This window comes from Nonomuraea sp. NPDC049709, from assembly GCF_040674815.1.
Lineage (GTDB): Bacteria > Actinomycetota > Actinomycetes > Streptosporangiales > Streptosporangiaceae > Nonomuraea.
The window spans coordinates 1-25,858 of sequence record NZ_JBFANM010000075.1 but is presented as its reverse complement, the minus strand read 5'-3'; the positions used below and the strand labels follow the sequence as shown (position 1 = coordinate 25,858).

Sequence of the window (25,858 nt, the reverse complement as noted above, 5' to 3'; positions counted from 1 at the left end):
AAGGCCCGCGCGGGGGAGCCGCTCACGGTGCGGGGCGCTCGCGCAGCAGCGGGTGGGTGCGCATGGCCACCTCCAGCTCGCCCGGCAGCTCGTCGCGGTAACGCCCCAGCGTCGACAGGTCGCTGTGCCCCAGCACCCGGCGGACCGCGTCCATGTCGACCGCGTCGGCCAGCAGATGGGTGGCCGTGGTGTGCCGCAGCCCGTGCGGCGTCACCGAGCGGCGCTGGTCGGGGTCGACGCGCCGCTGCACCCGGTCGATGACGGCCTGCACGTCACCGCGGGCCAGCCGCCGCCCCCGCCACGACAGCAGCAGCGCCTTGTCCTGCGCCGCCGGCCGGCCGCGCGTCAGGTAGGCCTGCAGCACCAGCGCCACGTCGCCGGGCAGCGGCACGTCACGGGTGCGGCCGCCCTTGCCGAAGATCCGCCAGTAACGCACCCCGTCGTTGGTGAAGAAGTCCTCCACGTTGGCGCGCACCAGCTCCGACACCCGCGGCCCGACCGTGGCCAGCAGCAGCACGATCACCGCGTCGCGCAGCTCCATGCGCTGGTCGCGCCGCTTGCCCGGCTCGGGGGGCGTCTCCTGCAGCGCCTGGGCGGCGCCGATGAGCCCCTGGGCCTGCTCGCGGGTCAGGGCGCGCCGCTCCGGCCGCAGCCCGCCCCGCTCCTTGGCCGTCACCGTCGACTGCGTCATCGGGTTGATCTGCACCCACCCGGCGAGGGTGGCGTGCTTGAACAGCGCCGAGACCGAGCGGCGGAACCGCGCCTGCGACGACGGCGACTGCCTGGCCCCGTCGGCCGGGGACTCCTCGGCACGGGAGGAGCGGCCGTCCGGTTTGCGGGCGAACGCCAGCAGGATCGCGTCGACGTCGGCCCCGGTCAGGTCGTCCAGCACCGTCGCCTCACCGGCCAGCTCCACCAGCGTCGCCACGTCACGCGCGTAGACCTCCGCCGTCGAGGGCGACAGCGCCCCCGTCAGCGTCCTGGCCCGCACCAGCTCCACATAGCGGTCCGCCGCCTCCGCCACCGTCAACCGGTCGAGCTCCGCAGGCCGCACCGGCCACCCCTCTCACCTCGCGTCACGAAGATCCAGGGACGACGGTAGCGGCCCCCACCGACAGAACGTCAGATGTCGCGGAAGGTCTCGATGCGGGCCCCCAGCGCGTTCAGCCGCTCGGCCAGGTCCTCGTAGCCGCGGTTGATGACGTACACGTTGCGCAGCACCGAGGTGCCCTCGGCGGCCATCATGGCCAGCAGCACCACCACCGCCGGCCGCAGCGCCGGCGGGCACATCATCTCCGCGCTGCGCCACCGCGTCGGCCCCTCCACCAGCACCCGGTGCGGGTCCAGCAGCTTCACCGACGCGCCCAGCCGCGTCAGCTCCGTCAGGTAGATGGCGCGGTTGTCGTAGACCCAGTCGTGGATCAGCGTCGAGCCCTGCGCCGAGGCGGCGATCGCGGCGAAGAAGGGCACGTTGTCGATGTTCAGGCCGGGGAACGGCATCGGGTGGATCTTGTCGATGGGGGAGACCAGCTTCGACGGCCGCACCGTCAGGTCCACCAGCCTGGTGCGGCCGTTGGCCGCCGGGTATTCCCCGGTCCGGTCGTGATCGAGCCCCATCTCCTCCAGCACCGCCAGCTCGATCTCCAGGAACTCCACCGGCACCCGGCAGATCGTCAGCTCCGAGGAGGTCACCACCGCCGCCGCCAGCAGGCTCATCGCCTCCACCGGGTCCTCCGACGGCGAGTAGTCCACGTCACGCTCGATGAACGGCAGGCCGTGCACCGTCAGCGTGGTGGTGCCGATGCCCTCCACCCGCACGCCCAGCTGCTCCAGGAAGAAGCACAGGTCCTGCACCATGTAGTTGGAGGAGGCGTTGCGAATCACGGTGACCCCGTCGTGCCGCGCGGCGGCCAGCAGCGCGTTCTCCGTCACGGTGTCGCCGCGCTCGGTCAGCACGATCGGCCGTGACGGCGCCGCCCCCCGGTCCACGCGCGCGTGGTAGAAGCCGCCGGTCGCGGTGATGTCGAGCCCGAAGTGGCGCAGCGCCGACATGTGCGGCTGCACGGTGCGGGTGCCCAGGTCGCAGCCGCCGGCGTACGGGATCTGGAACTGCTCGGTACGGTGCATCAGCGGCCCCAGGAACATGATCACGCTCCTGGTACGGCGGGCCGCCTCGGTGTCCATCGCCTCCAGCTCCAGCCGGGCCGGCGGCACGATCTCCAGGTCGCTGCCCTCGTTGATCCACCGGGCGCGCACCCCGATCGAGGCCAGCACCTCCAGGATCCGGTAGACCTCCTCGATCCGCGCCACCTTCCGCAAGATCGTGCGGCCGGAGTTCAGCAGCGACGCGCACAGCAGCGCCACGCACGCGTTCTTCGACGTCTTGACGTCGATGCTGCCCGACAGCCGGCGGCCGCCCACCACCCGCAGATGCATCGGCCCCGCGTAGCCGAGCGAGACGATCTCACTGTCGAGCGCCTCACCGATCCGGGCGATCATCTCAAGACTGATGTTCTGGTTGCCGCGCTCGATCCGGTTGACCGCGCTCTGACTCGTCGCCAGGGCGTCGGCCAGCTGCAGCTGTGTCCAACCACGATGCTGGCGCGCGTCCCGGATCAGCCGACCGATCCGCACAAGGTAATCATCTGCCACAACACGAGACCATATCTCACATATGAGATGCCCCTGCGCCCGCAGTGGCCGACGCGCCGGACAACTCCCGGTGACGCGCCAGATGCTCCGGTGTCGCCTGCGCCCGCGCCTTGTGCACGAACGCCCGCCGCGCCTGCCGGAACCCGTTACGGTCGTCGAACATGTCGCGGCTCATCTCGGCCAGCTCCTCGGCCCGGTAGGCGTCCAGCGGCTTGCGCCGCTCGTCGACCTCCCGCACCTGCCTGCGTCCCGCCAGCAGGTGATCGTATCCCGGATCGGCCGCCAGCCGCTCGGCGTACTCCAGAACCCGCCGCTCGAAGTCCAGCCGCGGCCCGGGCAGCGACTTGTCGGCCAGCCCGTACTCCACCGCCTCGGCCGCGCCGATCGGCAGCGCCTGCCGGGTCAGCTGCCGGGCCCGCTCGGCGCCCACCCGGCGCGGCAGCACGTACGTCCAGTACTCGCTGCCGAACAGCCCCATCGTGCGGTAGTGCGGGTTGAGCACCACCGAGTCGCGCACGATCACCCGGTCGGCGCCCAGCCCCATCATCACCCCGCCCGCGCCCGCGTTCCCGCCGATGGACGTCACCACCAGCTGCCCCATGCAGCCGACGATCTCCCGGCACACCGCGTTGATCGCGTTGATGTTCATCCACGCCTCCAGCTCCGGATGGCGGGCCGCCTCGATCACGTTCAGGTGGATGCCGTTGGAGAACACCTCCCCGCCACGCACCACCAGCACCCGGGTGTCCTGCGCCACCGCGTACCGCAGCGCCGAGGCCAGCCGCCGGCACTGCTCGGTCGACATCGCCCCGTTGTAGAAGTCGAAACTCACCACCCCCACCGCTTCGCTGCGGTCGTAGGTGATCTCGCTGTAGCCCGGCCGCTCCGGCACGCCGGCCACCAGCTCGCCCAGCGCCATCGCGGCCGGCAGCTTGATCGCGCCCTCCTGCTCCAGCCGCAGGTGCCCCACCCACACCGTGCCGTCACCGGTGTGCACCAGCACCGCGCCCTCCCGCCGCGCGACCACCTGCCCGGCCGGGCCCGCGAGCTCCGGCCCCCGGTAGACGTCGAACACCCGCACCGGCAGGTCGCACAACCGCGCCCGCCCGCCCGGCGCCCCGTCGGCCGCGCGCACCCGCCGGACGATGTCGGCCGTCGGCTCCAGCCAGGAGAACTCCCGGTCACCGTGCCGCATCGCCCGCCGCAACCGCCCCCGCACCTCGGGGGAGCGGTAGTCCAGCGGAGCCGGCACGAACGACGCGTCGCCCGCCTTGGCCGCCACCTCCGCCACCAGCTCCACCGCCGCGTCGGCCACCGGCCCGTTGTACAGCGCCGACTTGCGCGGCGGCTCCCCGTCGATCGGGGCCGGCACCGCGAAGGTCCGATAGCCCCAGATGGGGCCCGCGTCCATCTCCTCGACCGCCTGCAACGCCGTCACGCCCCATTCCGGCTCGGCCTCGGAGATCGCCCAGTCCAGCGAGGACGGCCCCCGGTCCCCGGGCGGCCCCGGATGGATGATCACCGTACGGTGGGCGCGCCACAACGCCGACGGCACCCGCTCCTTCAGGAACGGGCAGATGACGAGATCCGGCTTGGCCAGCTCGGCCGCCTCCACCATCGCCTCCGATGAGACGGCCAGCTCGACGCTCACGTCGTGACCGGCCCGGCGCAACTCCAGCCAGGCACGCTGGGTCAGGCCGTTGAAGGAGGAGCAGAGCAGCAAGATACGCAACGCGGGACTTCTTTCCGGGCGGGGGAGAGTACGGCACCAGGGCGCGGCGGACTACCGGGCGGACAGGGGATGAACACACCCGTCGCAGACGTTTACGGCAGTCCCATATGGCCCAAACATGCCATTGATGTTGACATGAAACTTCGACTCGTGGTGACGATTCCCCGCAAAAACCCGCCCTGACCAGCCCCAATTGACCCGCTTTGCCCGAAAAGATCCCCTGTGCGGGCGCCACCTTCCCCTGTGCGGGCGCCACCCCCCACCCCACCGGCACCCGCCCGAAACCCCCCACCCCTCCACAGCCCAGCCCCAGAGCGAAAAAAAGGGGGGCCCGGGCGAGGGAGGCGGCCCGAGCCCCTCAGCGACGACCCGGCCCACACCCCGGCCCAGGCCGCCACACAGCCCCAGCATCACCCAGCACGCCACACCCCGAGGTCACGCCCAGGACAGGACTGCCCGACAGCCCCTTTGACCAACCCCCCGCAACGGCGATCCAAACCCCCGCCCCCACCCCGTCTTCCCGCACCCCGCCCACCACCCCAAGACCCCTTGACCCCGCCTTCACACCACCCTGGCCGACCCAACCGGGGGAGAGGCACCCACCCGGACACCCCAGAACCACGAACAGTAACCGCACCGCAACAGCACCCGACTCCTCCGGGAATTCCCCCCACCCGAAGCCGACCTGTAACCCAGGGGGAACGTCAGCAGGGCCCGGCATAGTGCCACACATGTTCGACGGACTCCACGACATCGACTGGCCTGCAGCGCGGGCGCTACAGCCGCCTGGGGGAGGAGACCCCCGCCCGCATCACCGCCGAACGCGAGCTGCTAACCGGCGCCGCTGTCCTTGCTGACTTCCGCAAGATCCTCCGCCGGCGTCAGGAGCCCGGCGTGAGGAACTCGGGGAGTCGGGCTTGGTTGACGTTGGCGTTGAAGCCTTCTTCGTCGGGTTCATGGCCGTCGTTGCGACAATGAGCTAAACCAGACAGAACCCACCTTCTGTCTGGTTTGGCATTATCTGTCGCTTTTGGGTCCGGTAGGGGGTCATAGGCGGTTGACGAAGCGGGCGGCGGCGCGCTGGCTCATGCCGGTCTCGCCGCGGACGAGGAAGACGGCGTCGCGGATCTGGCCGAGTGCCTTGAGCTCGCGTGCTTGATCGACAAGGTCGACGCTGACGCTGGGCCGGTTGCGCGGGCGGCGGGTCAGCCGGGCCGCGAGGATGATCAGCCAGATGGCGGCGGCGGTGATGACGGCGGTGAGCGCGATGAGGCTGGGGGTGGTCTCGAGGGCGGCCATGGTGGGGCGTCTGCCCGGGTTCGGGTGGTTTATTCAGCGCTTCGGTGGTTGCTTGATAATGAACATTATGTCAAGTAGCGCTTCTGGGAAGGGGTGGGCGCTCTCCTGGACGGGTGGGGCGAGTGTGTTGTCCGGGAAGATTTTTTGCGTGTCCCATGGCGCCCTGCGGGGGTGGCGGTACCCGTGGTGCGGGGGTGCTGAGCGGGGGTTTCGTGCTCTCGTACGGTGCTTCGGCGGGGTCTTCGCGTGCGTTGACGGCGGGTTTGACGCTTCGTTGATTCGCTGTCCTTGGCGGGATCTGTGGTTTTAGGGTGGAGCTCCTGCTATACGCGCCGCGAGAGGAGCAGCACGTGGGGAACTCGGTGTTATGCCCGGTGTGTCAGGGGGTCCTGCCCGCTTCCGGTAAGGAGTCGTACACGCCGCTGCGGGGGCGGTTGATCGTGACGAACGGGTACTGCGCGGGTGGGTGCGCCGGGATGGCGGATCAGGGCCGGCGGCAGGCTGAGCGGCAGGCGCAGGAGCAGACGCAGCAGATGGCGCGTCCGCAGTCCTCCCCCGCTGCTCCTGCGGTTGCGGCTCCGGTTCCGGTGGCTCCGGCGGTGGGTGCGGGGCATGCGCCGTTGCGGGTGGTGCGCTGATCTTTGGTGGTGCCCGGGTTTTTCCGGGCGCCTGGTTTTTCGTGGTGCCTGTGTCTGGCCCGGCGTGCGGGCCGGTTTTCGGGGTTTGCCGGCGGTGGGTTATTGGTGGCCGTCGGTGGTGTGCCAGTAGTCGCGGGTCTGGGTGGCGAGGCCGTCGGGGTCGAAGCGGGCGAAGACGCAGCCGGCGAGGGTGATGGGGCGGCCGTTGTCGTGGGTGTGGACCCGGAATTCGATGGCGGCCTGGTCGCCGTCGACGATGGGGGTGGTGAAGGTGACGTGGGGGTTGCTTTCGCCGGTGAAGGACCAGGTGATGTAGTCGGCGATGGCTTGCTTGCCGTGGTGCGGGGGGCGGAAGGGCATGCTGGTGTGGACGGCGTCGTCGTGGTACAGGGCGGTGATGGCGGCGGTGTCGTGGTGGGTCCAGCCGTGTTGCCAGGTGTCGGCGAAGCGTTGGGCGGCGGTTCGGGGGTTCATGGTGACCATTGTGGTGGTGTGGTGGGGTGCCTCTCCCCCGGTTCGGTGGGGTCAGTGGTGGGGTGTGTAGGGGTGGGTGGCGGTGACGGCGGTGATGGGCAGGGGGCCGTACAGGTGGGGGTAGCCGTTCTCGATGCGGATGTCGAGGCCGGTGGGGTCGATGTCGAGGATGACGAGGGGTTGGGTGAGGTGGCTGTAGAAGGCTTGGTGGACGCCGTGGAGCTGGGTGAGGTCTCGGCTGCAGTGGATGAAGCCTTCTTGGTCGAGGGTGCGGCCGAGGGTGGAGATGCGGTACTCCCCTGTTTTCTGGGCGGCTTGCCAGTCGGTGTGCAGGGCGAGGTGGTGGATGGTCATGGGGTCCATTCGGTTTCGAGGATGGCGTAGATGGTTTCGCTGGTCCATTCGCCTTTGACGATTTCGTTGTCGATGAGGGTGGCTTCGCGGCGCATGTGGAGTTTTTCCAGGACGCGGGCGGAGGCGGTGTTGCGGGTGTCGATGCGGCCGGTGATGCGGTGGAGGCCGAGTTCGGTGAAGCCGAGATGGAGCATGGCGTGGGCGGCTTCGGTGGCGTAGCCGTGGCCGTGGTGGTTGGGGTGGAGGATGTAGCCGATTTCGCCTTGGCGGTGTTGTTCGCTGGTCCAGATGAGCAGGGCGTTGCCGATCACTTGGTCGGTGGTGGGCAGGGTGATGGCCAGGTCGATGGCGTCGCCTTCGTGGTGGATGGCGGTGCGGGTGATTCTTTTGTCGAGGTGGGTGCGGGTGGTGTCGCGGTCGCGGGCGTCCCAGTAGAGGTAGCGGGTGACGTGGGGCAGGGATTCGTAGGTGTTGACGGCGTCGAGGTCGTCGGGGGTGAAGGGGCGCAGGTGGAGGCGGGGGGTGGTGATGGGGTAGTCGGGTTTGATCATTGGGGCAGTGTAGGGAGGGGTGGTGGGGGTGGCAACGCGTTTTCGAGGGCGAGGGTGAGGAGGGTGCGGGCTTCGTCGAGGGGGCGTTGTTCGACGAGCTGTTCGAGCCAGAGGGCGGAGATGGTGGTGTAGAGGAGGCGTGCGCGGGGGTTGGTTTCGGGGAGGTCGAGGGCGGTGGCGATGAGGTGGACGCAGCCGTCGGTCCAGCGGCGGGCGATGTGCTGGAGTGCGGGGTCGCGGCCGGCGTGGACGTAGAGCTCCCACAGGCCGAGCTGGCGGGTGCGGTCGGCGGTGGCGATCTGGTCGGTGAGGGTGGTGAGTCCGTGGTGGGTGATCCAGGTGCGGGTGGTGGCGAGTTCGGTTTCGACGAGCTGGGCGAAGGCTTCGGCGAGGAGCTGGTCGCGTGAGGTGAAGTAGTAGGTGGTGGCGGCGAGGGGGAGGTTGGCGCGCTGGGCGACGGCCCGGTGGGTGACGGCGGCGAATCCGCCTTCGGTGAGGAGGGTGACGGCGGCGGTGAGGAGGGTGGCGCGGCGGCGTTTGCCGCGTGCTTGGGCGGGGGTGGTGGTGGCCGTGGTTGTGGGGGTGGCTGGGTTGGGTGGTCCGGTGTCTGGGGTGGCAGGGTTCTCGGGTGCCGGGTGGGGGGTCAATGGGCACCTGCGAGGTTGAGGACGACGACGCCGCCGATGATGAGGAGGATGCCGCTGATCTTGAGGGGGGTGAGGGTTTCGCCCATGAAAGCGGCGCCGATGAGGGCGATGGCGGCGGTGCCGGCTCCGGACCAGACGGCGTAGGCGGTGCCCATGTCGAGGTGGAGTTTGAGGACGCGGGCCAGGAGGGCGAAGGAGGTGATGTAGCCGGCGGCGACGACGATGGTCCAGCCGAGGTGGGTGAAGCCGTTGCTGAGTTTGAGTGCGGAGGTGGCGAGGACTTCTGAGGCGATGGCGAGGGCGAGCAGGAGCCAGGCCATGGTGGGGTTCCCCTGACATGAAGTGGTACGGGTGTGCCAATTTTATCGGGGTGCCTGTCCCCCACTCCCCCGGGCCTGGTGTCAGGGCGTGGGGGTCTTGTGTTGGTGGAATCGCTTGAAAAGGGAGTCGAATACGTGTTCCACTGGTGGGCGTGGGTTGGGACGCGCTTTCGCTGGTCGACGACGCCGCCGATGAGCGTCCGCTGATCGAGCGGCGGGCGGTGGTGCGCGGGGACTTCTACGAGATGCAGGCCCGTACGGTGATCGAGCGGGTGCCGCAGACCGCGGGCATCGCCCAGCGGTGGGCCGTGTCCCCCTACCGTGGCTGCGCCCATGCCTGCCGCGGCTGCGGTGCCCGTGCCGGGCATCGGCGGCTGGGGCTGGATGCGGGGCGTGATTTCGACACGCGGATCGTGGTGCGGCCGAACGTGGTGGAGCGGTTGCGGGTGGAGCTGGCGCGCTGGGAGGGCGAGGAGCTGGCGGTGGGGGTGAGCGGTGACTGTTACCAGGCGGCTGAGGAGACGTATCGGCTGATGCCGGGGGTGGTCGGGGCGCTGGCGGGGTCGGGGGTGCCGTTCACGGTGTACACCAAGAGTGCGTTGGTGTTGCGGGATGCGGGGTTGCTGGCGCGGGCGGGTGCGCGGGTGGCGGTGTCGATCGCGTTCGTGGACGAGCGGATCCGGCGGGTGGTGGAGCCGGGGGCGCCGACGGCGCAGGCGCGGCTGGAGCTGGTGTCGGCGCTGGTGGAGGCGGGGGTGGATTGCCGGGTGCTGATGGCGCCGGTGTTGCCGTTGCTCAGTGACGCGGCTGATCAGCTGGGGGCGACGGTGCGGCGGATCGCGGCGGCGGGGGCTCGGGTGGTGGAGCCGGTGGTGTTGCGGCTGCCGGTGGGGACGCGGGCGTGGTATCTGGAGTGGTTGGAGCAGGCGCATCCGCGGCTGGTGGAGCGGTATGAGGAGTTGTACGACCGTGCGGGGTTGCCGGCGGCGGGGTATGAGGGGCGGATCACGGGGCAGATCGCGGCGTTGTGCCGGGTGTACGGGATGGAGTGCGGGGCGCCGGTGGCGGTGCGGGGTGAGCCGGAGGCGGCGCAGCTGGCGCTGGTGTGACGGTGGGGTGGCGGTGGTGAGGGTCAGGGGTGGCGGTGCAGGAGCATGCCGGGCCACTCCCCCACGGTGAAGGGTGTGGCGCGGGTGAAGCCGCAGCTTTCGTAGTAGGCGACCAGGCGGCCGTCGTCGCCGGCGTAGCAGTCGACGCGCAGGAGGGTGGCGCCGCGGGTGCGGGCTTCGTCGGCGGCCCAGTCGAGCAGGGCGCGGCCGACGCCGTGGCCGGCGTGGCGGCGGTGGGTGACCAGGGCCTGGACGTAGAGCTCGGGTTCGGTGGCGGGGGTGACGTAGTCGTGGGCGGGGCCGACGGAGATGCAGCCGGCGGGGTGGCCGTCGAGTTCGGCGATGCGCATGCCGCCGCCGTGGAGCCAGGTGGTGACCTGCTGGGTGCGGTGGGGGTCGCCGGTGAAGGGGCGGCTGCCCCATTGGCCGGTGCGGCCTTGGGTGGTGAGCCAGGTGACGGCGCTGTCGAACATGGCCAGGACGAGGGGGATGTCGCTGGTTTGTCCTGGGCGGATGTGCGGGGTCATCGGTTGTCGTTCTTCAGGGCGCTGCCCTTTTTCCACTGGGAGAACGACATTTGCCAGTAGCCCCAGCCGTTGTTCCATTCGAGTTCGCGGTTGGTGCCCTTGATGTCGACGACGTCGCCGCGCTGGAAGTTGTCGTAGAACCATTTGGCCTGGTCGGGGCGGGAGTTGATGCAGCCGTGGCTGACGTTGCGGACGCCTTGGGCCCAGACGTTGTCCTTGGCGTGGACGTATTCGCCGGAGTTGGAGATGCGTACGGCGTGGTTGATCATGACGTCGTAGTAGCCGGGGTCGCCTTTTTTGCGGCCTGGGGAGATCATGCGGACGGGGTTGCCGCGTTCCATGGTGAGGTGGACGCCGGAGGTGGTGGTGTATTCGCGGGTGGTGGCCATGCCGGCGCTGATGCGCATGGTTTGGACGCGTTTGCCGTCTTTGTAGACGTACATCATGTGTTTGGCGACGTCGACCTTGCTGATCTGTTTGGCGCCGATCTTGAGGTTGGCGGTGTAGTCCTTGACGCCGTAGAGGCCTTTGCCGCCTTTGATGCCGGTGATGTTGGCGTTGAAGGTGACTTTCTGGTGGGCGGGCCAGTATTTGGCGGTGCGGTAGATGACGACGGTGTCGTTGATCCAGCGCCAGGCGCCTTCGACGGGCTTTTCCGCCTCGACCTCCAGGGCCCGTTCGATGGTGGCCTTGCTGGTGACGGGCTGGTTGAAGGTGACGATGATGGGGGCGCCGACGCCGAGGGTCTCGCCCTTGGCGTTGGGGGTGACGTCGGCGATCTGCAGGGCGCGCTGGGGTTTGGCGGTGGTGAAGGTGCTGGTGGCGGTGGTGGCGCCGGCGGTGGCGGAGACGTCGTAGCTGGTGGAGGGCTTCAGCGGCGTCTTGGAGACCCAGCGGGTCTTGTCGGTGTTGTATTTGCCGTCGAGTTGTTCGCCGTCGGCTTGGACGGTGACGTTGTCGAGGGCGGCGCCGGCGGCTTCGACGACGACTTTCTTCTCGGGGCTGACCTTGGTGGTGCCTTCGCCGGGGGTGATCTTGACGGTGGGGGCCTGGGGGGTGGCCACGGTGGTGCCTTCGGGGGTGCCGGTGCGGGGGGCCGCGGTGCCGCCGTTCGAGCATGAGGCCGTCAGGGCAGCCGCCGTGAGCAGCGCGAGTGCGGTGGCGGGTGTCCTCCAGGCGGGCGCAACGTTCAAGATCGTCCTCTCCCCATGGGCACCAAAAGGCACCCCAAAAACCTTAATGCTCCCACATGTATGACGCGGAATCCTTTGGGAGAGTTCGATCACATTTCTATTACTTATGGGGGTGGGGGCAGGTCAGTGCCGGGTCAGGCGGTGGGTCAGGCCGGTGTGGCGGCGGCCCGCTCCCCTGGTGCGTACGGCCTGGGCCAGCGCCCGGCGCGAGCCGACGATCACGACGAGTTTCTTGGCCCGGGTGATGGCGGTGTAGAGCAGGTTGCGCTGCAGCATCATCCAGGCGCTGGTGGCCAGGGGGATGACGACGGCGGGGTATTCGCTGCCCTGGGAGCGGTGGATGGAGACGGCGTAGGCGTGGGCGAGCTCGTCGAGTTCGTCGAAGGCGTATTCGACGGATTCGTCCTCGTCGGTCAGGACGGTGAGCTTGTGCTCGTCGGGCCGGATGTCGGTGACGATGCCGACGGTGCCGTTGAAGACGCCGGCGGCGCCCTTGTCGTAGTTGTTGCGCAGCTGGGTGACCTTGTCGCCGACGCGGAAGACGCGGCCGCCGTAGCGGCGTTCGGGCATGCCCTCGCGGGCGGGGGTGAGGGCTTCCTGCAGGGCGGTGTTGAGGGCGCCGGCGCCGGCGGCGCCGCGGTGCATGGGGGCCAGGACCTGGACGTCGCGGCGGGGGTCGAGGCGGAAGCGGCGCGGGATGCGGCGGGCGACGACGTCGACGGTGAGGGCGGCGATCTCCTCGGGTTCCTCGCAGGGGAACAGGAAGAAGTCCTTCATGCCCTCCAGGACGGGGTGGCGGCCGGTGTTGACGCGGTGGGCGTTGACGACGACGCCGGATTCCTGGGCCTGGCGGAAGATCTGGGTCAGCCGTACGCGGGGGATGTCGTCGGCGGCCAGGAGGTCTTTGAGGACCTCGCCGGCGCCGACGGAGGGCAGCTGGTCGACGTCGCCGACGAACAGCAGGTGGGCGCCGGGGGCGACGGCTTTGACGAGTTTGTTGGCCAGCAGCAGGTCGAGCATGGAGGCCTCGTCGACGACGACGAGGTCGGCGTCGAGGGGGTTGTCGCGGTCGAAGGTGGCCTCGCCGCCGGGGCGCAGCTGCAGCAGGCGGTGCACGGTGGTGGCCTCGTGGCCGGTCAGCTCGGCCAGGCGTTTGGCGGCGCGGCCGGTGGGGGCGGCCAGGATGACCTTGGCGCGTTTGGCGCGGGCCAGCAGCACGATGGAGCGTACGGTGAAGCTCTTGCCGCAGCCGGGGCCGCCGGTCAGGACGGCGACCTTCTCGGTGAGGGCCAGGCGGACGGCCTGGCGCTGCTCGGTGGCCAGTTCGGCGCCGGTCTGGGCGTGCAGCCAGGTCTCGGCGCGTTCCCAGTCGACGTCGGCGAAGGTCTTCAGGCGGTCGTGGCCGCCGTTGAGCAGGGACAGCAGGCCGGAGGCCAGGGAGATCTCGGCGCGGTGGAAGGGCGGCAGGTAGACGGCGGGTACGTGGTTGTCGCCGGCGGGGACGCTCTCGCGGACGACGCCTTCGTCGGCGACGAGCTGTTCCAGGCAGGCGGTGGCGAGCTCGGCGGGCACGTCGAGGATCTTGACGGCGTCGGCGACGAGGTTGGGGGCGGGCAGGTAGCAGTGGCCGTCGTCGGCGGCCTGGGACAGGGTGTAGCGCAGGCCGGCCTTGACGCGTTCGGGGCTGTCGTGGGGAATGCCGACGGCCTGGGCGATGGTGTCGGCGGTCTTGAAGCCGATCCCCCACACGTCGTCGGCGAGCTTGTAGGGCTGGGTCCTGACGACGGAGATGGAGGTGTCGCCGTACTGCTTGAAGATGCGTACGGCGATGGAGGTGGACACGCCGACGCCCTGCAGGAAGATCATCACCTCTTTGATGATCTTCTGTTCGTCCCAGGCGGCGGCGATCATCTTGGTGCGTTTGGGGCCGAGGCCGGGCACTTCGGTGAGGCGTCCGGGGTGCTGCTCGATGATGTCGAGGGTGTCGGTGCCGAAGTGGTCGACGATGCGCTCGGCCATCTTGGGGCCGATGCCCTTGATGAGGCCGGAGCCGAGGTAGCGGCGGATGCCCTGGACGGTGGCCGGCAGCACGGTGGTGTAGGACCACACCTCGAACTGGCGGCCGTAGCGGGGGTGGGAGGTCCAGCGGCCCAGCAGCCGCAGCGACTCGCCGACCTGGGCGCCGAGCAGCGGGCCGACGACGGTGAGCAGGTCGGCGCCGGTGCGTTCGGTGGCGACGCGGGCGATGGTGTAGCCGGTCTCCTCGTTGGCGTAGGTGATGCGTTCGAGTACGGCTGAAAGCTCGGAGGGTGCGATCTTGGCCGCGCCTTCGCTCACCGTTGCATCCCTTTCGCGTGATCGTCTCCTGGTCAGGGTAAAGGAAGGGCGGCGTGCGGGGGTTGCACGGCGGGATGGGCCGCCAGGACGACGGGTGGCCAAGGGCGCCATCAAGCAGGACGCCAGGAGACGGACGCGGAAGGACGTGGAGCGCGCGTGACGGACTCAGAACAGTGGGTTCTGCACCGCCGGCCCCAGTGGTGTCACGTCTCCCGCAGTTGCCCTTCCTGCCTGCGCCGCTGACCGTGCGTCTGGGCGCGGACGGCCCTCGTCAGTGGCCCCATCGGTACTCCCAGACTTGATTGACGCGGTTCGCAGCCTTGCGGAGCTCGGTGGGATGGAAGCAGTCCCAGATCTGCAGGGGCGCGTCGGGGCGCGGCCAGTTGGGGTAGGCCGGGTTGTCGACGTCGAGGCACTTGCCGCTGCTGACGTTCTTGAGCGTTTTGAAGCCGTTGTGGGGTCCCTTGTAGAACACCTCCGGCTGCCACTGCTGGTTGGCGCCTCCATGGCAGCCCCACAGGATCACGGGGGTGCCGTTGGCCTTGCCGCCCCACGCAACATCCAGGCATTTCGTACCGTTCAGGCCGGTCCATTTGATCAGGTGCCCTACGCGGCCGGGGTCGGACTCGAAGAAGAAGGCGTGGTAGTTGCCGCCGATTCGTGCGCCCAGCCGGATGCGTTTGCCGAGGACGCATTCAGGATTCTCGATGTTGTAGCGGCATCCTGCAGGTATGTCGACGTAGAGTTGCCCGCCTGTGATCCTGTTGGTGATCCAGGTGTCGGGACCCCGATCGCGGGTGCCGTCCGCGAACGCGGGCGGAAGCCCGGCGAAAACCAGGAATGACGCGCTGACGGCGTTCAGGAAGGCTCTAGGATCAGGCATTGCGATTCCCCCTCGCTGCTCTTTCTGAGGAGCGCGGACACGGGATGCGGGAAGCAACAATGTCAGTCTATCGAGGATCTTCCGGGATCGAGTCAAGCCTGATCAATGCCTGCCCAATACGCCTGTTGGGAGAATCTGGCCGTCCGCAGTGTTTATTGTTCGGTCCCGTATCTTTCCGGATGTCTCGCACTTGCGTCTCGCGATGAAAGGTGGCGGCCCCTTTGCCGGCGGACTGCGTCGAGGCGGCGCGGGTGCAGGAGCCGGTGGGAGCGAGCGCGTGACAGGCGGTGCACGAGACCTCCAGACCTGTTGATCGCCCGCTTTTTCCCGGACATGGGACCCTGGTCAAGCGGCAAAAAGGCTGTCAATTGTCTCGGCAAACGTGTCTGCTTCGGCCGCGTCGATCACGTGGCGGTATCTTTCACTGTCACAAGGCCACGTCTCCACCAGGAGATAGGTGTGAACAAGGTGACGCAATTCACCGCCGTGCTGACCTTCTTGGCTGGTGCCGCGATTATCGGCGGCACCGGCTCGCAAGCGCGCCGATTCTGTCAAGGGTGACAAACAATACGACGACCAACAATTAGACCAACAACTGCGCGCAAAGTGCGCATCAGATCGTCAACGGGCTCGTCGGGGAGGGCTTCCTGCTGACGTCCGTCCGCGAAGTGCAGGGCGGCCGTGGCGACGCGGTGCCGGGGAGCTGGGAGCACTTCATGATGGTGGCCCCGCCGTGGCTGGAATTCGTCTGCCAGTACCGTCCCGCCAAGGGCGGGCGTACCTTTAGGTGAGTTGTGCCTGGATGCCGGTGATGACCGTGTCCAGGCCGAGCTCGAACACCTCGTCCCAGTCGGCGGCCAGGTGCGGGAGCGCATCCTGAAGGGTGGCGAAGCGGCCGGAGGCCAGGAGCGCCAGGACGGGCCCGGCGTCCTCGGGGTGGTAGGGGTTCCGCCGGAACTGCAGCTCCACGGTGACATAGCCCAAGACGTACGCCCCGAGCGTCCGGTAGGCCTGCACGCTCGCCGCGGCGCCAAGCCCGGCTTCGCGGTAGGCAGACAACTGGACGTCCAGGCTCTCGAGCCATTCCGCGGTGAACAGCGCGGGACGGTCGAACAGCAGCGGGACGAGGTTGGGGTGGTCGAGCAGCCCTTGCCGGAGCGTCCTGGCCAGGTGGCGGACCTTGTCCCAGCCGCGCACACCGGTGGGCATCCGGCTCCGCAACGTGGCGCCGAATCGGGCGGCCACGGCCTGCAGCAGCACCTCCTTGCCGGAGAAATGGCGGTAGATCGCCATCGCTTCGACGCCCAGCTCGGCGCCCAGGCGGCGCATGGTCAGCCCTGTCAGGCCGTGGGCGTCGATCAGCTGTAGCGCGGTGTCGGTGATCTGCTGCGCGGTCAGCCGGGTTGGTCTAGCCGTCCCCATCCTTCCAGCGTACATTGTCAACTACGTTGTAAACAGCGGGGAGGCCGCATGGAGACGATCGCCATTCCCGGCGGCGAGCTGACCTGCGAGATCGCAGGTCAGGGAGTCGCGCTGGCCATGATCCACCAGTACACGGCGGTCTCCGCGGGCGACCTGCTGGCGCGTACCCTCACTCCCCTGTTCCGCGTGCACGCGATCAACCCGCGCGGACTGGCCGGGTCCGGTCCTGTCCGCGATCGGCGGGACCTGTCGATGGCCGCCTTCGCCGAGCAGCTGCACGAGGCCCGCGATGCCCTCGGGATCGCCTCGTGGGTGGTGGCCGGCGCCTCGACCGGCGGGATGGTCGCCCTGCTGCACGCCCTGCAGGATCCCTCGGCGATCAGCGCCCTGGTCCTCATCGGCACCGCGCCCAGCCATCGGTTCCTCCAGGACAGCCTGTACGCCCCGGGCCACCCGCGAGCCGCCGAGCTCGCCCGGGCCCGCCCGCTCGCTCTCGGGGACGCCGCCGACCAGGCCAGGTTCGCCGACATCGTGTTCAGGCTCAGCGTGGCCGACCCGGAGGCGACGCCTGTGCCGCCCGGCTGGGCCGAGCCGGAGGTCTCCATGCCGCGCATGATGGCGTTCTCCGAGGAGCTGAGCGGGTTCGACCTGGGGCCCCGGCTGGAGGGCATCGCCTGCCCCACACTCGTGATGGTCGGACGGCATGACCCGCAGTGCCCGCCCGCCCACAGCCGGGAGATCGCCGGACGCCTCCCCCGGGCCCGCCTGGCGGTGTTCGAGCGCAGCGGTCACTTCCCGTACCTGGAGGAACGTGACGCCTTCGAAGCCGTGCTCGCGGAGTGGGCCCGCGACCACGGCCTCGGGTAGAGCCCGCCGCGCGGCCGCTCAGCCGCGCAGCTGCGCGTTGAGCCGTGCGGCCTGTCGCGTGAGGTGGTCGCGTTCGGGGAGGCTGGAGGCCGATCGGGCGGCTTCGGCGTAGAGCCGTGCCGCGGTCACGGGGTCACCGTCGCGCTCATGCAGGTACGCCGCGACGGCGATGTGGCGGGGCAGGGCGGGGTCGAGCTCCGCCAGGGCGGCCAGGCCGGCCCGCGGGCCGTCGGCCTCGCCGACCGCGACGGCCCGGTTGAGGCGGGCCACCGGGCTGTCGGTGAGGCGTACCAGTTCGTCGTACCACTCGACGATCTGCACCCAGTCGGTCTCCTCGGCCGTGCGGGCGTCGGCGTGCAGCGCGGCGATGGCGGCCTGGGCCTGGAACTCCCCCAGGCGGTCGCGGGCCAGGGCGGCCTGCAGCACGTCGACGCCCTCGGCGATCAGGCGGGTGTTCCACAGGCTGCGGTCCTGCTCGGCCAGGGGGATGAGCCGGCCGTCGGGGCCGGTCCGGGCCGGGCGCCGCGCGTGGTGGAGCAGCATGAGCGCGAGCAGGCCCGCGACCTCCTCATGGTGGGTCTTGACCGCCAGTTGGCGGGTGAGCCGGATCGCCTCGCCGGCGAGGTCGACGTCGCCGGAGTAGCCCTCGTTGAAGACCAGGTAGAGCACGCGCAGCACCGTGGGGACGTCGCCGGGCTGGTTGAACCGGACGGAGGAGACGGTCCGCTTGGCCCGGCTGATGCGCTGGGCCATGGTCGCCTCCGGCACGAGGTAGGCCTGCGCGATCTGACGCGTGGTCAGGCCGGCGACCGCGCGCAGCGTGAGCGCGACGGCCGAGGCCGGGGTCAGGGACGGGTGCGCGCACAGGAAGTACAGCTGGAGCGTGTCGTCCACCGCCTCCCCCGGGCCGGGCACGGGCTCGGTCTCGACGCGTACCTCGCGGTGCCGGCGGGAGGTGTCGGCGCGGGCGGCGTCGAGGAACTTGCGCCAGGCCACGGTGACCAGCCAGCCCTTGGGGTCGCGCGGCTGGTCGTCCGGCCACGTGCGCAGGGCCTCGACCAGGGCTTCCTGCACGGCGTCCTCGGCCGCCGCGAAGTCGGCTCCGCGACGGACAAGGACACCGATCACCGCGGGCACCAGCTCCCGCAGCAGCGGCTCGTTCACTCGGTCACCGTGAGCCGCTCGCCCAGGAGGGGGCGCACCTCGAGCCACTCGTGGATCGGCTTGCCACCCGCGCCCGGAGCCGCCGACAGCTCGCCGGCCAGCTCCAGCGCCCGCTCATAGGTCTCGACGTCGATCACCATCCAGCCGGCGATCAGGTCCTTGGTCTCCGCGAACGGGCCGTCGGTGACCGGCGGCCGTCCCTCGCCGTCGTAGCGGACGAACGTGCCCTCCGGGGAGAGCGCCCGATGGTCGACGAACTCGCCGGTGCCCTCGAGCCGGGCGGCGAAGTCCCGCATGTACTGCACGTGGGCCGAGACCTCCTCCGGCGTCCACTGGTCCATCGGCACGTCGTTGACCGCTGCCGGCGCGCCCCGGTAGTGCTTGAGCAGCAGGTACTTGGCCATCATGTTCTCCTTGGTGTGTACGGCCCATTGTGGCCGGTGGTCCGTGCGGGACGAAACCGCGCGGGTTCTCGACATCCCACCGCGACGCTGGCGCTGCGGGACACCACCGGATCCGTGCGCGAGCCGTCCCGAACCACCGAAACAAGCAGCTGTGGGCTAGATCACTGTTGAGGTTGACCTGAGGTCAGGGTGGAAGCTCGCCGCAGCGGCACGACGCCGACCGGGAACAACAGATCTCAAGGAGCGGTCCACCATGTCCATCCCCCTGTCCGACCAGGACAAAAGCACCCTGCGGACCGCCGCGTACGGCGCCGTGTCGCTGATGGCCGCCGCCACCGGCTCGCCCCGCAAGGCCGCCACGAAGGCCACCACGAAGGCCACCATCGCCCTGACGTCGGCGACCGGTCTGGTCGGGCACGTGCTCGCCGCGAACGCCGAGGACATCGAACTGCAGGGCAAGACCGTCGCAGAACTCGCCGACCAGGTGCTGCCGGCCCTGACCGCAGCCATGAACCTGCTCGGCGGGCAAGCACCGGCAGAGGCCGGCAACTTCCGCGGCACCATCCTCCTCGCCATCGAAGCCGCCCAGGCTCGCCCGGACCAGGCCGGCACCACCACGGCCGCGATGGCCCGCAAGATCACCGCCGCCCTCGACGCAGCCGCCCTCGACGCCGCCGGGGCGGCCGCTGCGGGCGGCGGGGCGGCGCCGGCGGCCGCTTCCGGGCACGACCGGCCGGAGCTGCAGCAGGCGATCGAGGAGATCGTCGATTCCGGTTTCCTCGGGGTGTCGCTGCGCGTGCACGATGAGCGGGGCGCGTGGGCCGGCAGCGCCGGGGTGGCCGAGCTGGGCGGGGCCGCGAAGCCGCCGGTCAACGGGCACGTGCGGATCGGCAGCAACACCAAGACCTTCACCGCGACCCTGGTGCTGCAGCTGGTGGCCGAGGGCAAGATCGGGCTGGACATCCCGGCGGCGGACTACCTGCCCGAGTTCGGGCTGGACCGGCGGGTCACGGTGCGGATGCTGCTGCAGCACACCAGCGGGCTGTTCGACTTCCTCGGCGAGGTCTACGACGACGGGACGTTCGCGCCGGGGATCACCATCCCTTACGGCCCCGCGGGCAGGGAGTGGGTGGACAACCGGTTCAAGACCTACCGGCCGCAGGAGCTGGTGGAGCTGGCGCTGTCCAGGCCGGCCCGGTTCGAGCCGGGGACCGGCTGGAGCTATTCCAACACCAACTACGTGCTGGCCAGGTTGCTGATCGAGAAGGTCACCGGCCGCTCGCTGGCCGAGGAGATGCAGTGGCGGATCCTGGGGCCGCTCGGGCTGTCGGGCACGGTGGTGCCGGACGCCTCGCCGGAGATCCCCGAGCCGCACGCCCACGCCTACTACCGCTACGAGGACGCGGGCGAGCAGAAGACGATCGACGTCACCCGCCAGAACATCTCCTGGAGCTCCACCGGCGGCGACATGATCTCCACCACCCAAGACCTGCACACCTTCATCTCCGCGCTGCTGGGCGGCAAGCTCCTGCCGGCCGAGTTGCTGGCCGAGATGTGCACCCCGCACCCGACGGGCATCCCGAACATGGACTACGGCCTGGGCGTGTTCGTGGTGACCACGGACGGCGGCGGCACCGTCATCTCGCACAACGGCGGCACCGTGGGCCACGCGGCGCTGATGTGCGGCACACCCGGCGGCAGCAGGACCCTGACCGCCGCGCTGAACTGCGTGGACGACGCCGACCTGTCCATCGCGGCGGCATTCCGGTACGCCCAGCAACGGCTCCTCAACGAGGTGTTCGGCGGTGGACAGGCCGATCCGGCCCAGCCGGCGGACTGAGCACCGGCGTGCATCAGGGAGAACCCCGAACCAGGGCCACGCCGAGCTCCACGGGCCCGGCGTGGCCCGTCCATACGCCCGGCCGCGGTGTGCGTGGTCGCCGGGCTCGAGCACAGGGCAGGCTGAGCAGATGAGGAACGGGGTCACGATCGGGCAGGCGGCGGCATTCGTCGGCGTCACAGTGAAGACGGTCCGGCACTACCACAAGCTCGGCCTGGTGAAGGAGCCGGAACGCGACAGCTCCGGCTACCGGCGCTACGGATCGGCCGAGCTGTTGCGCCTGGTGCAGGTCCGCACGCTGGCCGCCGCAGGGGTGCCCCTGGCCGACATCGGGCTCCTGCTCGACGCCGGACTCCCCCTGACCGCGCCGCGCTCCGGTCCCTCGGACCGGCCGCCCGGCGGGTGGCCGGGGGCATCTCGTCCGGTACCGGCAGGAGCGCGTGGTCCAGGGCATCGCGGGCGTGCCCGGGCCGCCGGGGACGCCGCCCGCTCACGTCCCAGGGGCTCCTGCGGGGAGCTTGGTGTCGTCGTCGGTCCTGGCCGCGTTCAGGTTCGCCCCGGTCAGGTCGGCGCCCGTCAGGTCGGCACCTGTCAGGTCGGCGCCCTTGAGGTTCGTCCCCTTCAGGTCAGCGCCGAGCAGGCTCGCCTTGCGCAGATCCGCTCTACGCAGGTCCGCCCCGCGCAGGCTCGCCCCGTTCAGGTTCGCCTCGCGCAGGTCCGCCCCGCGCAGGTCCGCGTTGAACAGGTCCACCCCGCTCAGGTCGGCCCAGCTCAGGTCCGCCTTCCTCAGGTCCGCCTCGAACAGGTCCACCCCGCTCAGGTCCGCGCCGTTCAGGTCCGCCTCGCTGAGGTCCGCCATGAACAGGATCGCGTGCCCCAGGTCCGCACTGTCCAGGTACGCCTTGTGCAGGTCGCTGCCGGACAGGTCGGTGTGGGCCAGGTTGGCCCCGCTCAGGTGGGCCCCGCTCAGGTCCGCCCGGGTCAGGACGGCGGTGCCGAGGTTCAGGCCGCTCAGATCCGCGCCCGGCACGCGGATGCGCGCCAGGTTGCAGCCGCAGACCCAGTCGTGCCCGAGCTCGGTGTTCGGCGCGTCGTAGACGCTGCCGAGCACGGTCAGGGCCATCTGCACGTCGGTGGCCGGTTGCCCGAGTTGCCGGGCTGGGGACATGGAATCGTGCTCGCGCACGTACGCGGACATGACGTCGACGGTCATCACCCGATCACGTGGAGAATCCTGCGCCAGGCGCTGCAGCGTGTCGATCGCGTCCAGGCGGACCTCGATCCGCTCGGAAGCGAGCTGCGCCACGGCTTGGCCGTACCTGTCGAGGCTCTGCCCTTCCAGCGGGGTCTGCATGGACCTGGCGTCGGTGTAGACCAGGCTGCCCGCGGCCAGCAGCAACCCGAGGACGATGCCCCAGGTGCTCATCCGCTCAAGAAGCGCCCCTCGGTCGGCGGCGAGCGTGCCGAAAGCTTTCTCAGGCGGGCGGGCCTCGGTCTCCTCCGGGGTGAGCGGCCGCAGCTCGCGGCGGCGACGCAGCTCGCCCGCGGCCCAGAATCCGGCGCCGATCAGGAGGCTGACGGCCGCGAGGATGGTGAGCACCAGCGGAGGGAGATCCGCCGTGGTGTACGGCGGCGTCAGGTAACGGGGCAGCCGGTCCAGCACCGGCGCCAGCCAGGCGGTGCCGGGTGCGCCGGTGAGCAGGTGGAAGGTCACGGTGGCGATGGCGGTGATGACGACCACGCTGATCGACCAGATCAGGGCCCGCCGCCGACGCGCTTGCCGTGATGTCACAGCCCCATTTGATCTGGAGCTGGGTACCGAATGTAAGCCTTTCGACGGAACTGTTACTTCGGGTGACTCGCCGGGCGCCCGAGGCCCTGTGAACAGGCGTGAGCGGCGATCGCGACCGGCCGTCTTGGATCGCGCCCGCCAAGCCGCCGGTGCCCGTGGTGCCGGCCACAGAGTGGATGGCCGCCATGGCGGTGGCAGCCGGAAAAAATTTCGGAACTCGGGGCCGGCGGATGTCGAGAATGCTCCGGCGGCTCCGTCCCTGGGGCGAATCACGACAACGACCCTGGAGGGACGGCCATGCGAGCGAACGAGATCACCGAGATCCTGGACCGGCCGATCAGCCAAGAGCTGCTGGCACGCGACGTGACCCGGCTGGCGTACGTGGCCAAGGACGGCATGCCCCGGAACGTCCCGATCGCGTTCACCTGGAACGGCTCGGAGATCGTCATGTGCACCACGAAGAACGCCCCGAAGCTCCCGGCTCTGCGCGAGAACCCGATGGTCGCCCTGACGATCGACACCGAGGCGCACCCGCCCAAGATCCTGCTGATCCGCGGCCGGGTCGAGCTGGACGTCGTCGACGGCATCCCGGACGAATACCTCCAGATCAACGGCTCGTACAAGATGACGCCCGAGCAGCGGGTCGAGTGGGAGGCCGAGGTCCGCTCGCTCTACGACGGCATGGTCCGGATCGTGGTGACCCCGACGTGGGCGAAGCTGATCGACTTCGAGACGACCCTGCCGAGCGCGGTCGAGGAGCTGGTCCGGCAACGGGCCGAGCGTGAGCGCGCGTGAACACGGTCCCGACCAATACAGAGGAGAACATGATGCGCAAACTCATCGTCCAGCAGTGGGTCACCGTCGACAACATCGCCGCGGAGGAGGACGGCGGGCTCAGTTTCGTGTCCGGGGAGCCCTTTTCCGAGACCACCAACAAGGCGTTCGAGGCCAGCATGATGGGGTTCATCGACTCGGTCGACACGTTGATTCTCGGCGCGAACACCTACGCCCAGTCCAAGGACTACTGGCCGTACGCCGACGAGCAGGGCGAGTACGGCGAGAAGCTCAACAACCTCACCAAGGTCGTCGCCTCGTCGAAGCTGGATGACGCCCCCTGGGGAGATTTTCCCGCCGCGACCGTGACGCGCGACCCGGTCGCCACCCTCCGGGAGCTGAAGGAGCAGAGCGGCAAGGACATCTGGCTGTGGGGGAGCTTGAAACTCATGCACTTCCTGATGGATGTCGGTGTCGTCGACGAGATCATCCTGCTCGTCTGCCCGGCGTCACGCGGCAGGGGAACGCGCATCTTCGCGGATAGGCAAGAGCTGAAGCTGGCAGAGGGCACCTCGTTCGACAACGGCGTGGTGCGTCTGCGCTACGAGATCAAGAAGTAAGCGGAAAGTCCGCGTCTCCCGCTTCGGCGGGGGTGTGCTGTCCGGCCCCAGGACGGTCGCGGGACTGCGCGGGACTGCGCGGCGGCGTCGATCAACGGCCGTACGATCGCTTGCACCGCCACGACGGTGAGTCTTCGGCTCGCGATCGGTCACCAGCCGTGGCAGAGCTGCCTTCAGAAGGGTCGAAGTCATGCTGATCTTCTCGATGATCGTCTCGGTGGACGGCTTCATCACGGACCGGGAGGGCGGCGATCGAGCTCGGACTGGTCGACGAGCTGGGGATGTTCCGCTATCCGGTCGTCGTCGGTGGCGGCACGCCCTACCTGCCGCCGGGCGCCGAGGAGGTTCGGCTGGACCTGGTCGAGACCAGGACGCTCGGCTCGCGCGTGATCTACGAGTGCTACCGGCGCGCCCGCGGTGAGTCGGACTGACACCGCCGTCCGAGTCACCAGTGCCTCGCCGGACCGGGCATTCGCCGCGCCGGCCATGTGGCCGCCACCCGGCGGATGACCGGCCGGTTCGAGCGCTTCGATGCGTCCCGGCGCTCGGCGTGAGCTCGGCGACGATCGACAGGTACGTCGCCGAGCTCACGGCCGGCCACCACCCCCAACCCCCACCCTGACGACACCGGCTCAGGCCGGGGCGGGCAGATGGATCGAGGCGAGTTTGGCCGGGTCGACGACGATGTGGATGCCGGTGATCCGGCCTTCGGTGACGGTGAAGGCGATGACGGACAGAGGGGTTCCGTCGGGGCGCCAGGACATGTGGCCGGGGATGCCGTTGACCAGCACGGGTCGCTGGCGGGCGACCTCGCCGGAGAACATGCGGGCGCCGGCGGCGACCGCAGTGGCGCCGAGGGTGACGACCATGCCGTCGGGGGTGTCGACGGTCAGCTTCACGTTCGGGTCGAGGACACGCAGGAGCGCTTCGAAGTCGCCGCCGAGCGCGGCGGCGCTGAACGCCTGGACGACCTTCTGGTGCTCGCGGCCCGGGCCCGCCGGCCGGTCCGTGGTTCGGACCTTGCGGCGGGCGCGGCTGGCGATCATCTTGGTGGCGTCGGTGGATTTGCCGAGGATGTGGCCGATCTCGTGGAACGGGACCGCGAACATGTCGTGCAGGACGAACGCCAGGCGCTCGCTCGGGGTGAGCGAGTCGAGCACGATGAGCAGGGCGAGGCCGACCGAATCGGCCAGCGCCACCTGCTCGTCCGGCGCGGGGTCGTCGGCGGGCGTCACCACGAGGTCCGCGAACGCGTGCCCGTAAGCGGTCTCGGGGTGGGCTTGCCGGGATCTCAGGAGGTCCAGGCTGATCCGGCCCACCACGGTGGTCAGCCAGCCCGCCAGGTTGCCGATGGTCGCCGCGTCCTGGCGGACGAGGCGCATCCAGGCTTCCTGGACCACGTCCTCGGCGTCGGCGTGCGAGCCCAGCACGCGGTAGGCGAGGGCGCGCAGCCGATCGCGCTGGGCTTCGAACGCCTCGGTCACCAGGCCGGACGGCTGGGTGGTCACGGCCGTCACGGCCGGCGCTGCTTTCGCTGCTGGCGGAGCGAGACCCGGTTGCCGTCCGGATCCACCGCCTCGATGCGAACCCCGAACGGATAGTCCACCGGTTCGGACTCCTCGAAGGTGACGCCGCGCCGGCGCAGGATCTCGAAATCCTTCCGCAGATCATCGGATTCAAGGATCAGCGGACCGGGCGCGCCATCCCGGCCCACCTCACCCGGCTGACCCGCGGCCGCCGCATGCGACCACAGGAGGATCTGCACCGGGCTGTCGGGAACGCCCACGGTGAGGAACCGTCCGTCGGGCCCCGAGAAGTCGACCCGCTTTTCCAGGCCGAGCCCCTCGGTGTAGAACTCCAGCGCACGGTCCTGATCGGTGACGTAGACCGTCACGTACATGATGGTAGTCAGCATCCTGTTCTCGCTTCACTCGTCGGTGTGACGACCGTGCGTCTTCGGTCGTCACACCCATGACGAGTGCCCACGCGAAAAGGTAACAGGACGTCTGCTGATCGCCGCCATGCCCGGCGCGAGGACCGGCTCCACGTGGCCGCCGCTCGTCGGAAGGCTCGCGCGCGGGCGCGGTGTGCAGGAGACTTCCAGGCAGACCCATGCCCGACAGGCACCTGCGGCAGCGGGAGGCGCGCGATGCCCACACGCATGACCCTGGTCGTGGCGGCGCTGCTGCTGGCCACCCGCTGCGGCGCCGCGCCCCCCCCCCCCCCCCCGCCCCGCCCGCCCCCGCAACCCGGACCGGC

The 25,858-nt window shown here is 69.8% G+C and carries 24 protein-coding genes and 2 pseudogenes; 7 read left to right on the top strand and 19 right to left on the bottom strand.

The window, feature by feature from the left end:
• Positions 1 to 22: 22 nt before the first annotated feature.
• From AB0J69_RS48390 to AB0J69_RS48350, 9 genes are all read right to left on the bottom strand, one after another.
• On the bottom strand, positions 23 to 1,054 hold the full coding sequence (locus tag AB0J69_RS48390) for a tyrosine-type recombinase/integrase (RefSeq protein ID WP_364132618.1): 1,032 nt from the start codon (positions 1,052 to 1,054) through the stop codon (positions 23 to 25).
• Between the two features lie 68 nt (positions 1,055 to 1,122).
• Entirely contained in the window at positions 1,123 to 2,634 is a 1,512-nt protein-coding gene (locus AB0J69_RS48385; protein WP_364132617.1) for a UDP-N-acetylglucosamine 1-carboxyvinyltransferase, read from the bottom strand.
• 34 nt (positions 2,635 to 2,668) lie between these two features.
• On the bottom strand, positions 2,669 to 4,384 hold the full coding sequence (locus AB0J69_RS48380) for an enoyl-CoA hydratase-related protein (protein ID WP_364132615.1): 1,716 nt from the start codon (positions 4,382 to 4,384) through the stop codon (positions 2,669 to 2,671).
• 1,047 nt (positions 4,385 to 5,431) lie between these two features.
• Positions 5,432 to 5,683, bottom strand: a complete 252-nt coding sequence (locus tag AB0J69_RS48375; RefSeq protein ID WP_364132613.1) for a hypothetical protein — start codon at positions 5,681 to 5,683, stop codon at positions 5,432 to 5,434.
• Positions 5,684 to 6,420: 737 nt separating this feature from the next.
• A complete protein-coding gene (locus tag AB0J69_RS48370) occupies positions 6,421 to 6,795 on the bottom strand; it encodes a nuclear transport factor 2 family protein (RefSeq protein WP_364132612.1) in 375 nt (124 codons plus the stop codon).
• A 51-nt stretch (positions 6,796 to 6,846) separates the two neighbouring features.
• A complete protein-coding gene (locus AB0J69_RS48365; protein WP_364132611.1) occupies positions 6,847 to 7,149 on the bottom strand; it encodes a DUF952 domain-containing protein in 303 nt (100 codons plus the stop codon).
• Positions 7,146 to 7,700, bottom strand: a complete 555-nt coding sequence (locus tag AB0J69_RS48360; protein WP_364132609.1) for a GNAT family N-acetyltransferase — start codon at positions 7,698 to 7,700, stop codon at positions 7,146 to 7,148. The genes AB0J69_RS48365 and AB0J69_RS48360 overlap by 4 nt, the downstream gene beginning before the upstream one ends.
• Positions 7,697 to 8,347: a TetR family transcriptional regulator gene (locus AB0J69_RS48355; protein ID WP_364132607.1), complete on the bottom strand. Its 651-nt coding sequence runs from the start codon at positions 8,345 to 8,347 to the stop codon at positions 7,697 to 7,699. Before AB0J69_RS48355 ends, AB0J69_RS48360 begins: the two co-directional genes overlap by 4 nt.
• Complete coding sequence (locus AB0J69_RS48350) at positions 8,344 to 8,667, bottom strand: multidrug efflux SMR transporter (protein ID WP_364132606.1); 324 nt, start codon at positions 8,665 to 8,667, stop codon at positions 8,344 to 8,346. Before AB0J69_RS48350 ends, AB0J69_RS48355 begins: the two co-directional genes overlap by 4 nt.
• Before the next feature lie 152 nt (positions 8,668 to 8,819).
• Between AB0J69_RS48350 and AB0J69_RS48345 the strand changes: the two genes are divergently transcribed.
• Positions 8,820 to 9,776 carry a radical SAM protein gene (locus tag AB0J69_RS48345; protein WP_364132604.1) on the top strand — a complete coding sequence of 319 codons (957 nt, stop codon included), beginning with the start codon at positions 8,820 to 8,822 and terminating at the stop codon, positions 9,774 to 9,776.
• Positions 9,777 to 9,799: 23 nt separating this feature from the next.
• Here AB0J69_RS48345 and AB0J69_RS48340 read toward each other — a convergent pair whose 3' ends face one another.
• The 5 genes from AB0J69_RS48340 to AB0J69_RS48320 all read right to left on the bottom strand — a co-directional run bounded on the left by AB0J69_RS48340 (position 9,800) and on the right by AB0J69_RS48320 (position 16,138).
• Entirely contained in the window at positions 9,800 to 10,303 is a 504-nt protein-coding gene (locus AB0J69_RS48340) for a GNAT family N-acetyltransferase (RefSeq protein ID WP_364132602.1), read from the bottom strand.
• The gene (locus AB0J69_RS48335) at positions 10,300 to 11,529 is read right to left on the bottom strand and encodes an Ig-like domain-containing protein (protein ID WP_364132600.1); all 1,230 of its coding nucleotides are present in this window, start codon (positions 11,527 to 11,529) and stop codon (positions 10,300 to 10,302) included. The genes AB0J69_RS48340 and AB0J69_RS48335 overlap by 4 nt, the downstream gene beginning before the upstream one ends.
• Positions 11,530 to 11,619: 90 nt before the next feature.
• Positions 11,620 to 13,833 (bottom strand): ATP-dependent RecD-like DNA helicase, encoded by a 2,214-nt coding sequence (locus AB0J69_RS48330; protein ID WP_364132598.1) that lies wholly within the window; start codon positions 13,831 to 13,833, stop codon positions 11,620 to 11,622.
• Positions 13,834 to 14,104: 271 nt separating this feature from the next.
• Positions 14,105 to 14,773, bottom strand: coding sequence for an RICIN domain-containing protein (locus AB0J69_RS48325; protein ID WP_364132597.1), 669 nt, complete (start codon positions 14,771 to 14,773; stop codon positions 14,105 to 14,107).
• Between the two features lie 726 nt (positions 14,774 to 15,499).
• Positions 15,500 to 16,138 carry a TetR/AcrR family transcriptional regulator C-terminal domain-containing protein gene (locus AB0J69_RS48320; RefSeq protein ID WP_364132596.1) on the bottom strand — a complete coding sequence of 213 codons (639 nt, stop codon included), beginning with the start codon at positions 16,136 to 16,138 and terminating at the stop codon, positions 15,500 to 15,502.
• A 48-nt stretch (positions 16,139 to 16,186) separates the two neighbouring features.
• Here AB0J69_RS48320 and AB0J69_RS48315 point away from each other — a divergent pair, with 48 nt between their 5' ends.
• Positions 16,187 to 17,005, top strand: coding sequence for an alpha/beta hydrolase (locus AB0J69_RS48315; protein ID WP_364132595.1), 819 nt, complete (start codon positions 16,187 to 16,189; stop codon positions 17,003 to 17,005).
• Positions 17,006 to 17,023: 18 nt separating this feature from the next.
• Here the strand turns inward: AB0J69_RS48315 and AB0J69_RS48310 are convergent, their stop codons facing one another.
• Together AB0J69_RS48310 and AB0J69_RS48305 are read right to left on the bottom strand one after the other, a co-directional pair.
• A complete protein-coding gene (locus tag AB0J69_RS48310; RefSeq protein ID WP_364132593.1) occupies positions 17,024 to 18,169 on the bottom strand; it encodes a DUF6596 domain-containing protein in 1,146 nt (381 codons plus the stop codon).
• The gene (locus AB0J69_RS48305; RefSeq protein ID WP_364132660.1) at positions 18,166 to 18,573 is read right to left on the bottom strand and encodes a YciI family protein; all 408 of its coding nucleotides are present in this window, start codon (positions 18,571 to 18,573) and stop codon (positions 18,166 to 18,168) included. Before AB0J69_RS48305 ends, AB0J69_RS48310 begins: the two co-directional genes overlap by 4 nt.
• 253 nt (positions 18,574 to 18,826) lie before the next feature.
• Between AB0J69_RS48305 and AB0J69_RS48300 the strand changes: the two genes are divergently transcribed.
• The gene (locus tag AB0J69_RS48300; protein WP_364132591.1) at positions 18,827 to 20,413 is read left to right on the top strand and encodes a serine hydrolase domain-containing protein; all 1,587 of its coding nucleotides are present in this window, start codon (positions 18,827 to 18,829) and stop codon (positions 20,411 to 20,413) included.
• 130 nt (positions 20,414 to 20,543) lie between these two features.
• Positions 20,544 to 20,702, top strand: a pseudogene (locus AB0J69_RS48295) (MerR family transcriptional regulator); the annotation flags it as partial.
• Between the two features lie 201 nt (positions 20,703 to 20,903).
• Here AB0J69_RS48295 and AB0J69_RS48290 read toward each other — a convergent pair.
• On the bottom strand, positions 20,904 to 22,205 hold the full coding sequence (locus tag AB0J69_RS48290; protein WP_364132590.1) for a pentapeptide repeat-containing protein: 1,302 nt from the start codon (positions 22,203 to 22,205) through the stop codon (positions 20,904 to 20,906).
• Positions 22,206 to 22,502: 297 nt separating this feature from the next.
• On the opposite strand from AB0J69_RS48290, the gene AB0J69_RS48285 reads away from it, so the two are divergent.
• From AB0J69_RS48285 to AB0J69_RS48275, 3 genes and pseudogenes are all read left to right on the top strand, one after another.
• The gene (locus AB0J69_RS48285) at positions 22,503 to 23,000 is read left to right on the top strand and encodes a pyridoxamine 5'-phosphate oxidase family protein (protein ID WP_364132589.1); all 498 of its coding nucleotides are present in this window, start codon (positions 22,503 to 22,505) and stop codon (positions 22,998 to 23,000) included.
• Positions 23,001 to 23,029: 29 nt separating this feature from the next.
• Positions 23,030 to 23,599, top strand: a complete 570-nt coding sequence (locus AB0J69_RS48280; RefSeq protein WP_364132588.1) for a dihydrofolate reductase family protein — start codon at positions 23,030 to 23,032, stop codon at positions 23,597 to 23,599.
• A gap of 236 nt (positions 23,600 to 23,835) precedes the next feature.
• A pseudogene (locus tag AB0J69_RS48275) lies at positions 23,836 to 24,030 on the top strand (dihydrofolate reductase family protein); the annotation flags it as partial.
• Between the two features lie 201 nt (positions 24,031 to 24,231).
• Here the strand turns inward: AB0J69_RS48275 and AB0J69_RS48270 are convergent.
• Together AB0J69_RS48270 and AB0J69_RS48265 are read right to left on the bottom strand one after the other, a co-directional pair.
• A complete protein-coding gene (locus AB0J69_RS48270; protein ID WP_364132587.1) occupies positions 24,232 to 25,116 on the bottom strand; it encodes a sigma-70 family RNA polymerase sigma factor in 885 nt (294 codons plus the stop codon).
• Positions 25,113 to 25,493: a VOC family protein gene (locus tag AB0J69_RS48265; RefSeq protein ID WP_364132586.1), complete on the bottom strand. Its 381-nt coding sequence runs from the start codon at positions 25,491 to 25,493 to the stop codon at positions 25,113 to 25,115. Before AB0J69_RS48265 ends, AB0J69_RS48270 begins: the two co-directional genes overlap by 4 nt.
• Positions 25,494 to 25,858: the final 365 nt, after the last annotated feature.